This window comes from Kitasatospora sp. NPDC057015 (assembly GCF_042673745.1).
In the GTDB taxonomy this organism is placed as follows: domain Bacteria; phylum Actinomycetota; class Actinomycetes; order Streptomycetales; family Streptomycetaceae; genus Kitasatospora.
Map to the genome: position 1 here is coordinate 50,029 of NZ_JBHUSG010000011.1, position 11,985 is coordinate 62,013.

The window sequence follows — 11,985 nt, forward strand, 5'->3', positions numbered from 1 at the left end:
CGGATCCCGCCGGTCAGGGCGGGAGTCATCGGGCCCGGGCCGTTCGTTGGGGTCGGCGGTGCCCGGGGGACGGGTCGCCGTCCCAGCACGTACCGAGGGCGTGCCGATCCGACTCCCCAGGGGGCCCTGTGGTGAACACCCGACCTGCCGTCGACCCGCGACCCGCTGTCGGCAGCCGACCAGCCGCCGACAGGCGGCGGCCCGGCGGCCCGTCGGCGACCCGGCGCCCGCTGACCGGCGCCCTCCTGGCCGGACTGCTGCTCGCCACGGGCTGCACGGCCGGGACGGGCACGGCCGGCACGGGTACGGCGGCCGGGACGGGCACGGCGACGTCCGGTGCGGGGTCGGCCGCCCCGAGCGCCGCCACGACGCCGACCGCGCCGGCCGGCCCGTACGTCGCACTGGGCGACTCCTACACCTCCGGCCTGAAGATCGAACCGCAGGTGGGCGAGCCGGCCGGCTGCGCCCGGTCGGCGGTCAACTACCCGTCACTGGTGGCCCGGACGCTCGGCCTCACCGGCGCCGACTTCCGGGACGTCAGCTGCAGCGGCGCCCGGACGGCCGACCTGACGGGCCCGCAGCACACCTCGGACGGCTCCAACCCGGCCCAGCTGGACGCCCTGTCGGCGGCCACCCGGCTGGTGACGGTCGGGATCGGCGGCAACGACGCCGGATTCATGGACGTGGTCGGCGAGTGCGCCCGGCAGAGCCTGGCGCAGTCGCTGGCCCAGGGCCTGGGCGGTACGGCGGCCTCCCGGGCGCCCTGCCGGGACCACTACGCCTCGGCGCAGGGCGGCGACCAGGTCCGGAGCCGGGTGGCCGCGGCGGGGGAGAAGCTCGCCGAGGTGCTGCGCGAGATCGGGCGGCGGGCTCCGCAGGCCCGGGTCTTCGTGGTCGGCTACCCGGCGCTGCTGCCGGCCGACCCGGCGGCCTGCGCCCCGGTGCTGGGGGCGTCGGTGGCCCCGGCCGACCTGGGATTCCTGGCCGAGAAGGAGCAGGAGCTCAACACCATGCTCGCCCGGCGGGCGGAGGCGGCCGGGGCCCGGTTCGTGGACACCGCCGGGCCGTCCGCCGGTCACGACCTGTGCGCCGACGCGGCCCGCTGGGTCGAGCCGCCCTTCCCGGGGCCGGGCCTCGCCCCCGTGCACCCGAACGCCCGGGGCCAGCAGGGGATGGCGGCCGCGGTGCTGAAGGCCGTCCGGGGGTAGTGCCGGCCGCGGTACCGCTCCGGTACCGGCGGGGAGAACGGGTCGGGAGAACGGGCCGGCGGCCGTCCGCGCGGTCAGGGCGATGACCACGGACGGCCGCCGTGGGTCCGGGCGGGTGCCGATGCAGCGGGGGCACCCGCCCGGGGATCGGGCCGGGGGATCAGGCCCGGGATCAGGCCGCGCTGAGCCGGGTGCCGTGGACCCCGATCCGCACGGAGGGGTCGTCCAGGCACTCGCCGGTCACCAGGTCGAAGCGCTGCTTCAACAGCGGCGAGGCGACGTACACCCGGCCGTCCGGGGTGGAACCGAGCAGCCCGCGGGAGAGGACGTAGGCACCGGTGAACGGGTCGCGGTTGGCGATCGCGTGGATCCGGCCGAGGTGGTCGCGGAACACCGCGGCCTGCCGGCCGTCCGGGAGCAGGGCGGCCACGCCGCGCCCCGGGACCAGCTGCTCCAGGTCGCAGACCGGGGCCCAGGCCCGATCGGCGAGCACCTCGACCCGGACGGTGCCGCCGGTCGCGGTGTCGGCGGCGACGGTGGTGGCGGTCTCAGCGGCGACGGTGGTCATCGGGCCTCCAGCAGGAGCGAGTTGTCGGGGTCGAGGGCGGCCAGCAGATCGGCCTCGGTGGCGAGCAGGGTGAGGTCGGGCTTGACCTGGCCGCGCTCGGGGGTGAAGCGGATGCTCGGGTCCTCGACGCCGGGGGCGTTCACGAAGGAGACGAAGCGGCGCATCCGGTCCGGGTCGGCCAGCGTGGCGGCCCACTCGTCCTGGTAGTCGCAGACGTGGTGGGCCATCAGGGCCTCCAGTTCGTCGGCGATCCCGAGGCTGTCGTGGACGACCACGTCGCGGACGTGGTCGAGGCCGCCCTCGATCCGCTCCAGCCAGGCGGAGGTGCGCTCCAGCCGGTCGGCGGTGCGGATGTAGAACATCAGGAACCGGTCGATCAGCTTGATCAGCTGCTCGTCGTCGAGGTCCTGGGCGAGCAGGTCGGCGTGCCGGGGGGTGGCGCCGCCGTTGCCGCCGACGTAGAGGTTCCAGCCGTTCGAGGTGGCGATGACGCCGAAGTCCTTGCCCCGGGCCTCCGCGCACTCGCGGGCGCAGCCGGAGACCGCCGACTTCAGCTTGTGCGGGCTGCGCAGACCGCGGTAGCGCAGCTCCAGGTGGATCGCCATGGCCACCGAGTCCTGCACGCCGTAGCGGCACCAGGTGGAGCCGACGCAGGACTTCACCGTCCGCAGGGACTTCCCGTACGCGTGGCCGGACTCGAAGCCGGCCTCCACCAGCCTGGTCCAGATCAGCGGCAGCTGGTCCACCGTGGCGCCGAAGAGGTCGATCCGCTGGCCACCGGTGATCTTGGTGTAGAGGCCGAAGTCGCGGGCCACCTCACCGATCACGATCAGTCCCTCCGGGGTGATCTCGCCGCCGGGGATCCGCGGCACGACCGAGTACGAGCCGTTCTTCTGGAGGTTCGCCAGGAAGTGGTCGTTGGTGTCCTGCAGCGCCGCCTGCTCGCCGTCCAGCACGTGCCCGGAGGCCTCCAGCTCGGGCGCCAGCGAGGCGATGATCGAGCCGACGGTCGGCTTGCAGACCTCGCAGCCCTCGCCGCCCAGGCGGCCGTGCTCGGCCAGCAGCTGCCGGTGGGTCGCGATCCGCTTCACCCGGACGATCTCGTACAGCTCCGCGCGGGTCTGCCCGAAGCAGGGGCACAGGCCCCGGTCGACCTCGACGCCGGAGGCCTCCAGCTCGTCGGTGACGATGGTGGAGAGCAGCTTGATGCAGGAGCCGCAGCCCGTGCCGGCCTTGGTGCAGGTCTTGACCTCGGGCACCGTGGTGCAGCTGTGCTCGGTGACCGCGGAGCGGATCTGGCCCTTGGTGACGTTGTGGCAGTTGCAGACCACGGCGTCGTCCGGCAGGGCGGAGCTGCCCAGCGAGACCGGGGCGCCCAGGCCGGCGGGCAGCACCAGCGACTCGGCGGGGACGGGCAGCGGGACGCCGGTGCCGGTCAGCGGGCGCAGCGAGGAGTAGGCCTCGGCGTCGCCGACCAGGATGCCGCCGAGCAGCGCGCCCTCGGGCGTGACCACGAGCTTCTTGTAGATGCCGGAGCGGGAGTCGGAGTAGACGACGTCCAGCGCGCCGGGCGTGGTGGCGAAGGCGTCGCCGAAGCTGGCCACGTCGACGCCGAGCAGCTTGAGCTTGGTGGAGAGGTCGGCGCCGGTGAACGGCTTGTTGACCTCGCCGGCGAGCTGCTGGGCGACCGAGGTGGCCATCTCGTAGCCGGGGGCGACCAGCCCGTACACCCGGCCGTCCACGGCGAGCGCGCACTCGCCGATGGCGAAGACGTGCTCGTCGGAGGTGCGGCAGTGCTCGTCGACGGCGATGCCGCCGCGCTCGCCGACCGTCAGGCCGCAGTCCCGGGCCAGCTGGTCGCGCGGGCGGACACCGGCGGAGAACACCACCAGGTCGGTGTCGAGGCTGCTGCCGTCGGTGAAGGTCATGCCGTTCGCGGCGCCCTCGGCGGAGACCGTGACCGCGGTGGTGCCGATGCCGGTGTGGACGACGACGCCCATCTCCTCGATGGTGCGGCGCAGTGCGTCACCGCCGCCCTCGTCCACCTGGACGGGCATCAGCCGGGGGGCGAACTCGACCACGTGGGTCTGCAGGCCGAGACCCTTGAGCGCGCCCGCCGCCTCCAGGCCGAGCAGGCCGCCGCCGACGACGGCGCCGACCCGGGAGCCGGCCGCGTACGCCTCGATGGCGTGCAGGTCCTCGATGGTCCGGTAGACGAAGCAGCCCTCGGCGTCCTTGCCGTCCACCGGCGGGACGAACGGGTACGAGCCGGTGGCCAGCACCAGGGTGTCGTAGGTGATGCTGCGGCCGCTCGCGGTGGTGACCGTCCGGGCGTCGCGGTCGATCGCGGTCGCCGGGTCGGAGAGGTGGATCTCGTAGCCGTGCCGGTCGGCGAAGCCGTCCTCGGCGAGCAGCAGGTCCTCGGGGGTCTTGCCGGAGAAGTACGAGGTCAGCGCGACCCGGTCGTAGGCGTGCCGGGGCTCCTCGGCGAGGACGACGACCCGGTAGCGGTCGGCGGCTCCGGCGTCGGCCAGGGCTTCCAGGAAGCGGTGGCCGACCATGCCGTATCCGACCAGCAGTACGGTCGGCCTGGTGGTGGTGGTCATCGGGTCCCTCCGGGGGTCGTGCTGCTCTGCGTGGTGGCGGTGAGCAGGTGGAGCGGGTGGGCTGACAGGGCCTCGTCGCCCTCCCAGGTGTGGGCCAGGGTGCCGACGGTGCCGAGGTCGCCGAGCAGGACGCCGCCGACCAGGCGGTCGCCGCCGTGTTCGTCGCGGCGGACGATCACCTTGCGGTAGGTGCCCCGGGCGGCGTCGGCGAGCCGGATCACCCGGTCCTCGGAGCCGGCGGGCTCGGTCTCGCCGAAGGCGGCGAGGTCGAGCGGCGCCCGGTCGGGGCCGGTCAGGGTGAGGCGGGTGAGCAGTCGGCTGCCGGTGTACGCGAGGTCCGCCGGGGCGCCGGCGGGGTCGGCGAGCCGACGGGCCAGCAGGTCGGCCTGCTCCTGGGCGGGGCCGGCCAGCCCGTAGAGCACGCCGCGGTGTTCGGCGCAGTCGCCGACCGCGTGGATGTGCGGGTCGCTGGTCCGCAGCAGGTCGTCGACGACGACGCCCCGGCGGGTCTCCAGCCCCGCCGCCTCGGCGAGCCCGGTCCGCGGGCGCACCCCGACGGCGACCACCAGCAGGCCGGCCGCCAGCCGGAAGCCGTCGGCGAGTTCGACGCCGGTGACGGTGCGGTCCTCGGTCAGCACCGAGCGGACCCGGCACTCGGTGTGCACCTCGATGCCGAGGTCGGTGAGGTGGGTGCGCAGCAGCGCGCCCGCCTCCGGGTCGAGGTGGCGTTCCATCAGGTGCTCGCCCTGGTGGGCCAGCACCACCTGGACGCCGCGGGCCGCCAGGGCCCGGGCTGCGCTCACTCCGAGCAGGCCGCCGCCGACCACCACGGCCTGGGCCACGCCGGGCAGGTAGGCGTCGATGTCGGCGCAGTCGGCCATGGTCCGGAAGGCGAAGACGCCGTTCGGCAGCGCGTGCCGCTCCCGGCCGGTCCGGGAGTCGTCGAACAGGCCGCGCAGCGGCGGCAGGACGGGGTTGCTGCCGGTGGCGAGCACGAGGTCGCCGTAGGCGATCGCGGAGCCGTCGTCGCAGAGCACCTGACGCTGCTCCCGGTCGATCCGCACCACCCGGGTGTGCCGGCGCTCCACCTGCGGCTCCGACCCGGCGAGGGCGGCCACCTCGGGGGCGTACCGCCCCGCGAGCACCTCGGCGAGCAGCACCCGGTTGTACGGCGGGTGCTCCTCCTCGGCGAGCAGCACGATCTCGCGGTCGGTGCCGTGCCGGGCGAGCTGCTGGGCGAGTCGGTGGCCGGCCATCCCGGCGCCGACGACCACGATGCGGTCCGCTGGGGGAGTGTCGGTCGCTGTCATGCCTCCGAGCATGTGGGGCAGGTGTTTCCCGTCCGGGGCCGGTCTGTTTCGGAGGCGGAACGTTGACCTCAGCAGGGGCCGGGCGCGGGTGTGAGCCCTCGCGCGCCCGCCGGTCCGCGCCGTCCGGGCGGCGCGGACCTGCTGCTCAGCGGCCTCCGCCGGTGGCCGCCAGGGCGACGACGCGGGCGAGTTCGGCGGCGTACGCCGGGGTGAGGGCCGCGGTGTCGAACAGCAGCCGGTGCCACATCGGGCCGTAGACCAGGTCGAGCAGGAAGTCCTCGTCCGGGTGCCCGACCTCGCCGCGGGCCCGGCCCCGGGCCGGCAGCTCGCGGACGGCGGCCCGCCGGGGGGCGATCAGCCGCTCCCACAGCAGGGCGGCGAACTCCTGGTCCTGGAGGGCCTCGGTGGCCAGGGCGCGGTTGAGGGTGCCGTTGACGCCCTGCTGGGCGGCGAAGGTCGCGGTGAGCAGGGCGTCCAGGTCCCCGCGGAGCGAGCCCGTGTCGGGGCTGGGCAGGCGGGTGGACGCGTAGCCGGCGAGGGCGTCCAGGACGACCTCGCCCTTGCTGCGGTAGCGGCGGTAGACGGTCTGCTTGGAGACGCCGCCGAGGGCGGCGATGCCCTTCATCGAGAGGCCTCGGTAGCCGTGCTGCTCGGTGAGGTCCACGGCGGCGCGGCGGATGGCTTCGTCGACGGCGGGGTCACGCGGTCGTCCGGTCATGGCGCCTCCTGCCGCTCGCCCTCGCGGGCCTGGCCCACCGGGCCTCCGTCCGCCGTACCGACCGCACCGCGCCGGCCCCGTCCGGGGCCGGCGCCGCCCGAGAAGGAGTCACCCGATGACCGTCACCGCCGCTGTTCCCGCTCCCGCAGTTCCCGCTCCCGCTGTTCCCGCTCCCGCAGTTCCCGCTCCCGCTGTTCCCGCTCCCGCAGTTCCCAGCGCCGACGGCAGTGGTGCCGCCGCCGCGCGGGCGCTGGTCCAGGACTACCTGGAGACCCTCTGGAACCAGGGCCGCACCGACCTCGCCGACCGCTACCTCGCCGAGGGGCTGATCCGGCACAACCCCGACCTGCCCGACGGCCGCGCGCCGCTCACCGCCTTCGTCGACGGCCTGCGGGCGCAGCTCCCGGAGCTCCGCTTCGAGCTGCGCCGCCTCGCCGCCGAGGTGCGGCGGGCGATCTGAGCCGGTCCCCCGACGGCTCAGGCGACGCCGACCGGCTCCAGCCGCACCGCGCAGGCCTTGAACTCCGGCATCCGGGAGACCGGGTCCAGCGCCGGGTTGGTGTGGACGTTGGCGCTGCCCTCGCCCGCCCAGTGGAACGGCATGAAGACGGTGTCGGGCCTGATCGCGGTGGTCAGCCGGGCGGGGGTGACGGTCCGTCCGCGCCGGCTGACCACCGCGACCTGGTCCCCGTCCCGCACGCCCAGCCGGTCGGCGAGCAGCGGGTGCAGCTCGACGTACGGGCCCGGGGCGGCGGCGTTCAGGGCGTCGACCCGGCGGGTCTGCGCGCCGGACTGGTACTGGGCCAGCACCCGGCCGGTGGTGAGCCGCACCGGGAACGCCGCGTCCGGCTCCTCGGCCGCCGGCCGGTGCTGGACGGGGAAGAAACGGGCCCGCCCGTCCGGGTGGGCGAAGCGCTCCAGGAAGAGCCGGGGCGTCCCCGGGTGATCGCCGGACGGGCAGGGCCAGAAGACGCCGTCCTCGGCCGCGATCCGCTCGTAGCTGATGCCCGCGTAGTCCGCCGGACCGCCCGCCGAGGCCCGGCGCAGCTCGTCGAAGGCCTTCTCGGCGTCGGTGGGGAACCCCTCGCCGTGGCCGAGCCTGGCCGCCAGCGCGTGCAGCACCTCCAGGTCGCTGCGGACGCCCGCCGGCGGATCGACGGCCCGGCGCCGCAGGATGACCCGGCCCTCCAGGTTGGTCATCGTCCCGGTCTCCTCCGCCCACTGGGTGACGGGCAGCACGACGTCGGCGAGTTCGGCCGTCTCGGAGAGCACCACGTCGCTGACGGCCAGGAAGTCCAGTGAGCGCAGCCGCTCCGTGACGTGCCGGGCGTGCGGGGCGGAGACCACCGGGTTGGAACCCGCCAGCAGCAGCGCCTTCACGTCCCCGCCGAGCGAGTCCAGCAGCTCGTACGCGCTGCGCCCGGGGCCCGGCAGCGAGTCGGGGTCCACGCCCCAGACGGCGGCGACGTGGGCGCGGGCGGCCGGGTCGTCCAGCTTGCGGTAGCCCGGCAGCTGGTCGGCCTTCTGGCCGTGCTCGCGCCCGCCCTGGCCGTTGCCCTGTCCGGTGAGGCAGCCGTAGCCGGCGTTCGGGCGGCCGGCGTTGCCGGTGGCCAGGCACAGGTTGATCCAGGCGCTGACGGTGTCCGTGCCCTTGGCCTGCTGCTCGGGGCCGCGTGCGGTGAGCACCATCGCGGAGTCCGCCCCGCAGAACAGCCGGACGGCCTCCCGCAGGTGCGGCAGCGGCACCCCGGTGACCGCCTCCACGTGCTCGGGCCAGTGCGCCATCGCGGCGGCCCGGGTCTCGGTCCAGCCGGTGGTGCGCTCCGCGATGAAGGCCTCGTCGGTGCGTTCGTCGGCGACCACCAGGTGCAGCATCCCGAGCGCGAGCGCCAGGTCGGTGCCGGGGCGCGGGGCCAGGTGCAGGTCGGCGAGTTCGGCGGTCCGGGTGCGGCGCGGGTCGACGACCACCAGCGTGCCGCCCCTCTCGCGCAGTTCGCGCAGGTAGCGGACGAAGGGCGGCATGGTCTCGGCCGGGTTGCCGCCGACCAGGATCACGCAGCCGGCCTGCGGGATGTCGGCGACCGGGAACGGCAGACCGCGGTCCAGCCCGAAGGCCCGTGTCCCGGCGGCCGCCGCGGAGGACATGCAGAACCGGCCGTTGTAGTCGATGGCCGAGGTGCGGAGCACCACCCGGGCGAACTTGCCGAGCAGGTACGCCTTCTCGTTGGTCAGCCCGCCGCCGCCGAAGACCCCGACGGCGTCGCGCCCGTGCGCGGCGGCGGTCGCGGACAGCCGGTCGGCGATCAGGTCCAGCGCCTCGTCCCAGCCGGCCGGCCGCAGCACGCCGCCGCGGCGGACCAGCGGCGAGGTGAGGCGGGCGCCCGGGGCCAGCACGGCGGCGGCGCTGGAGCCCTTGCCGCAGAGCGCACCCCGGTTCACCGGGAACCCGGGCCGCTCGACCACCGCGACCGGGACGGGCCCCTCGGTGCGGCGCAGACCCATGCCGCACTGCAGGGCGCAGTACGGGCAGTGCGTGTCGGTGGTGGCGACGGCGTTGCTCATGCCGTCACCCTGCTACGGCGCTGTTTCGCCGCCACGACCCGCGCGTTACGAGGGACGCACACCCGCCTCACCCCGCCGGGCCCCGACTGTGAGGGCGGGGAAACCAGTCGTGACCGACGGGCAACGGCGGGGAAACAGCGAACGGCCACGCTGGAGGCATGACGCCGCCCGCCTGGACCTCCAGCTCCTCCGACCTCCTCACCGAGATCTCGCAGCAGTTCACCGCGCGGTCGGCCGTGTCCTGGTCCGGCCGGTCGGCCGCCCGGCCGGCACTCGTGGTGCACTCGGCCCGCCGCCCGGCGCTGGTGCTGGTCGCGCACGGCTCGCGCGACCCGGCCGCCCTCACCGAGATCCGCCGGCTGCTCGCCCTGCTGCGCGCCGCCCGCCCCGAGCTCGACATCCGCCTCGCCCACCTGGGGCTCAACGCGCCGCTGCTGCCGGAGGTGCTGGCCGAGCTGGCCGGCCCGGTGGTCCTGGTGCCGCTGCTGCTGGGGCGCGGCTACCACGTCAAGGTGGACCTGCCGGCCGTGCTGGCAGCCGCGCCGCAGGTCAGCGGCACCGTCACCGCCCCGCTCGGGCCGGACGGGCTGCTCACCGACGTCCTGCACGAGCGCCTGCTGGAGGCAGGCTGGGCGGAGCCCGCCACCGTCCGCGAGCGGCAGCGGCACGGGCGGGACGCGGTGGTGCTGGCCGCCTCCGGCTCCCGTGACCCCGACGCGGCGGCCGACACCGAGGCCCAGGCCCGGCTGCTCGCGAAGCGGCTGCACGTGCCGGTGGTGGCCGGGTACGTCGCGGCCGGCTCGCCGAGCGTCGCCGAGGCCGTGGCCGGGCTCTCGGCCCGCGGCTACCGCCGGATCGCGGTGGCCGGCTACTTCACCGCCCCCGGCGACTTCGCCCGGCTGGCCGCCGCGGCGGGGGACTGGCTGACCAGCGCCCCGCTGGGCGCGCACGAGCTGATGGCCCGTCTGGTGCTGGCCCGTTACGAGCACTCCCGGCTGCGAGCGGCGGCCTGAGGGCGGGCGCCCCGGCACCCCGACCGGACGGCCGCGACCGGGCCGTCGCGACCGGGCCGCGCCCCTCGCGCGGCCGGGGCGCCGCGTGGGATCGTGGCGCCGTGAACTCCGTGACAGCAGCAGGGAAGAAGCCCGTCCGCACACCGGACGTGCTCCGCTTCACCGTCGAGCTGATCGCCTGGGTGGCCACCCCCTGGGCGCTGGCTCCGCACTCGGTGCCGCTCGCCGTCCTGTCGGTGCTGGTCCTGATCGGACTGCCGACCGTCCTCGCGACCCCGGGTGACAAGGAGCAGGTGCTGGTGGCCGTCCCGGGAGCGGGGACGATCGCGCTGGTCCTGCTCCAGCTCGTCGCGGCCGTGGTCTCGTCCTGGGCGGCCTGGCCGGCGCCGGTGGCCGCGTCGGTGACCGTGCTCGCGGCGGCCTGCGCCGTCGCCGAGCTGCCGCGCTGGCGGGCCCTGCTGGCGGCCTGACCCCGCCACCGGGCGCCGCGCGCCGGTACCGACCGGGGTCCGGCAACCGCGGCCGGGGCCCGACCCGCGCCCCGCAACCGCGCCCGCACAAGGGATTTCGCGCCCCGTTGGGCACCCGGTCACGCGCGGCACACCCCGGGTGTCGGACGGGCGGCGTACCGTGACTGGCATATGGACGACACCGCGCACCGCACCACCACTCCGGACCAGACCGCGTCGAACCACCCGGGCCCGTACGACGCCGCCGCCGAGGCCCGCTGGGTGCCCGAGCCGGACAAGCGCCCCGGCCGTACGGCGTTCCAGCGCGACCGCGCCCGCGTCCTGCACTCCGCCGCGCTGCGCCGCCTCGCCGGGACGACCCAGGTGGTCGCCCCGATGCGCAGCGACTTCCCCCGGACCAGACTGACCCACTCGCTGGAGTGCGCGCAGGTCGGCCGGGAGCTGGGAGCGGCGCTCGGCTGCGACCCCGACCTGGTGGAGGCGGGCTGCCTGGCGCACGACATCGGCCACCCGCCGTTCGGCCACACCGGCGAGGAGGCGCTCGACCAGGCCGCCGAGGCCTGCGGCGGCTTCGAGGGCAACGCGCAGTCGCTGCGGATCCTGACCCGCCTGGAGCCCAAGCGGTTCGCCCCGTTCGACGAGGAGCCGGCCCGGCTGGCGCCCTGGCCGGGCCGCAGCGTCGGCCTCAACCTCAGCCGCGCCGCGCTGGACGCCGCCACCAAGTACCCGTGGGCGCGCGGCGGCCACCCCACCGACCCGGGCTCCACCAAGTACGGCGTCTACGCCGACGACCTGCCGGTGTTCCGCTGGCTGCGGGCCGGCTCCCCGGCCGGCCGCAAGTGCTTCGAGGCCACCGTCATGGACTGGTCGGACGACGTCGCCTACTCCACCCACGACGTCGAGGACGGGCTCCAGGCCGGCCACATCGACCCCGCGGCCCTGCGCTCCCGGGCCGAGCGCGCCGAGCTGTTCAAGGTCGCCGAGCGCTACGCCCCCGACGCCGAGCCGGAGGAGTTCTCCGAGGCGCTGGACCGCCTGCACGCCCAGCCGTGGTGGCCGGTCGGCTACGACGGCTCGGCCCGCGCGCGGGCCGGCCTGAAGGACCTCACCAGCCAGCTGATCGGCCGCTTCTGCCTGGCCGCCGAGCAGGCCACCCGGGCCCGCTACGGCCCGGGCCCGCTGACCAGGTACGCGGCCGAGCTGGTGGTCCCGCACGAGGTGCGACTGGAGTGCGCGGTGCTCAAGGCGGTCGCCGTCCGGTACGTGATGCAGCGCGACGAGCAGGCGCAGCTGCGCACCCGCCAGCGGATCGTGATCGCCGAGCTGGCCGAGGTGCTGGTCCGGCGTGCGCCGGAGGGCCTGGACGTGGTCTTCGCCGCCCTCTACGAGGAGGCGGAGGACGACTGCGCGGCCCTGCGCGCGGTGATCGACCAGATCGCCACCCTGACCGACGCCTCGGCGCTCGCCCTGCACTCGCGCCTGGTCGGGCCCGCCGCCCGCACCTGAGGCGGGCGGGCCCGGGGCCGCCCC

The 11,985-nt window shown here is 75.9% G+C and carries 10 protein-coding genes; 5 read left to right on the forward strand and 5 right to left on the reverse strand.

Translation table 11 applies throughout. The annotated features are described in order from the left end of the window. Positions 1–131 precede the first annotated feature (131 nt). Entirely contained in the window at positions 132–1,208 is a 1,077-nt protein-coding gene (locus ACFTWP_RS13490) for an SGNH/GDSL hydrolase family protein (protein WP_380264648.1), read from the forward strand. 172 nt (positions 1,209–1,380) lie between these two features. Here the strand turns inward: ACFTWP_RS13490 and nirD are convergent, their stop codons facing one another. The 4 genes from nirD to ACFTWP_RS13510 all read right to left on the reverse strand — a co-directional run bounded on the left by nirD (position 1,381) and on the right by ACFTWP_RS13510 (position 6,410). Further along, positions 1,381–1,776: a nitrite reductase small subunit NirD gene (nirD, locus tag ACFTWP_RS13495; protein WP_380264649.1), complete on the reverse strand. Its 396-nt coding sequence runs from the start codon at positions 1,774–1,776 to the stop codon at positions 1,381–1,383. Further along, entirely contained in the window at positions 1,773–4,382 is a 2,610-nt protein-coding gene (gene nirB / locus ACFTWP_RS13500; protein WP_380264650.1) for a nitrite reductase large subunit NirB, read from the reverse strand. Before nirB ends, nirD begins: the two co-directional genes overlap by 4 nt. After that, positions 4,379–5,692 carry an NAD(P)/FAD-dependent oxidoreductase gene (locus ACFTWP_RS13505; RefSeq protein ID WP_380264651.1) on the reverse strand — a complete coding sequence of 438 codons (1,314 nt, stop codon included), beginning with the start codon at positions 5,690–5,692 and terminating at the stop codon, positions 4,379–4,381. The genes nirB and ACFTWP_RS13505 overlap by 4 nt, the downstream gene beginning before the upstream one ends. A gap of 145 nt (positions 5,693–5,837) precedes the next feature. Beyond that, positions 5,838–6,410, reverse strand: coding sequence for a TetR/AcrR family transcriptional regulator (locus ACFTWP_RS13510; RefSeq protein ID WP_380264652.1), 573 nt, complete (start codon positions 6,408–6,410; stop codon positions 5,838–5,840). 115 nt (positions 6,411–6,525) lie between these two features. On the opposite strand from ACFTWP_RS13510, the gene ACFTWP_RS13515 reads away from it, so the two are divergent. Beyond that, a complete protein-coding gene (locus tag ACFTWP_RS13515) occupies positions 6,526–6,870 on the forward strand; it encodes an ester cyclase (protein ID WP_380264653.1) in 345 nt (114 codons plus the stop codon). Between the two features lie 17 nt (positions 6,871–6,887). Here ACFTWP_RS13515 and ACFTWP_RS13520 read toward each other — a convergent pair whose 3' ends face one another. Then, positions 6,888–8,972 carry a molybdopterin oxidoreductase family protein gene (locus tag ACFTWP_RS13520; RefSeq protein WP_380264654.1) on the reverse strand — a complete coding sequence of 695 codons (2,085 nt, stop codon included), beginning with the start codon at positions 8,970–8,972 and terminating at the stop codon, positions 6,888–6,890. Between the two features lie 158 nt (positions 8,973–9,130). On the opposite strand from ACFTWP_RS13520, the gene ACFTWP_RS13525 reads away from it, so the two are divergent. The 3 genes from ACFTWP_RS13525 (at position 9,131) to ACFTWP_RS13535 (ending at position 11,961) form a co-directional block, all read left to right on the forward strand. Continuing rightward, on the forward strand, positions 9,131–9,985 hold the full coding sequence (locus tag ACFTWP_RS13525) for a sirohydrochlorin chelatase (RefSeq protein ID WP_380264655.1): 855 nt from the start codon (positions 9,131–9,133) through the stop codon (positions 9,983–9,985). A gap of 101 nt (positions 9,986–10,086) precedes the next feature. Next, on the forward strand, positions 10,087–10,455 hold the full coding sequence (locus ACFTWP_RS13530) for a hypothetical protein (RefSeq protein ID WP_380264656.1): 369 nt from the start codon (positions 10,087–10,089) through the stop codon (positions 10,453–10,455). A gap of 171 nt (positions 10,456–10,626) precedes the next feature. After that, the gene (locus ACFTWP_RS13535; protein WP_380264657.1) at positions 10,627–11,961 is read left to right on the forward strand and encodes a deoxyguanosinetriphosphate triphosphohydrolase; all 1,335 of its coding nucleotides are present in this window, start codon (positions 10,627–10,629) and stop codon (positions 11,959–11,961) included. Positions 11,962–11,985 lie beyond the last annotated feature (24 nt).

Excerpts from the sequence above, each read along its gene's own strand:
- ACFTWP_RS13520 (WP_380264654.1), bottom strand. The coding sequence starts at position 8,972 with ATGAGCAACGCCGTCGCCACCACCGACACGCACTGCCCGTACTGCGCC.
- ACFTWP_RS13510 (WP_380264652.1), bottom strand. The coding sequence starts at position 6,410 with ATGACCGGACGACCGCGTGACCCCGCCGTCGACGAAGCCATCCGCCGC.
- ACFTWP_RS13515 (WP_380264653.1), top strand. The coding sequence starts at position 6,526 with ATGACCGTCACCGCCGCTGTTCCCGCTCCCGCAGTTCCCGCTCCCGCT.
- ACFTWP_RS13525 (WP_380264655.1), top strand. The coding sequence starts at position 9,131 with ATGACGCCGCCCGCCTGGACCTCCAGCTCCTCCGACCTCCTCACCGAG.
- ACFTWP_RS13535 (WP_380264657.1), top strand. The coding sequence starts at position 10,627 with ATGGACGACACCGCGCACCGCACCACCACTCCGGACCAGACCGCGTCG.
- ACFTWP_RS13505 (WP_380264651.1), bottom strand. The coding sequence starts at position 5,692 with ATGACAGCGACCGACACTCCCCCAGCGGACCGCATCGTGGTCGTCGGC.
- nirB (WP_380264650.1), bottom strand. The coding sequence starts at position 4,382 with ATGACCACCACCACCAGGCCGACCGTACTGCTGGTCGGATACGGCATG.
- nirD (WP_380264649.1), bottom strand. The coding sequence starts at position 1,776 with ATGACCACCGTCGCCGCTGAGACCGCCACCACCGTCGCCGCCGACACC.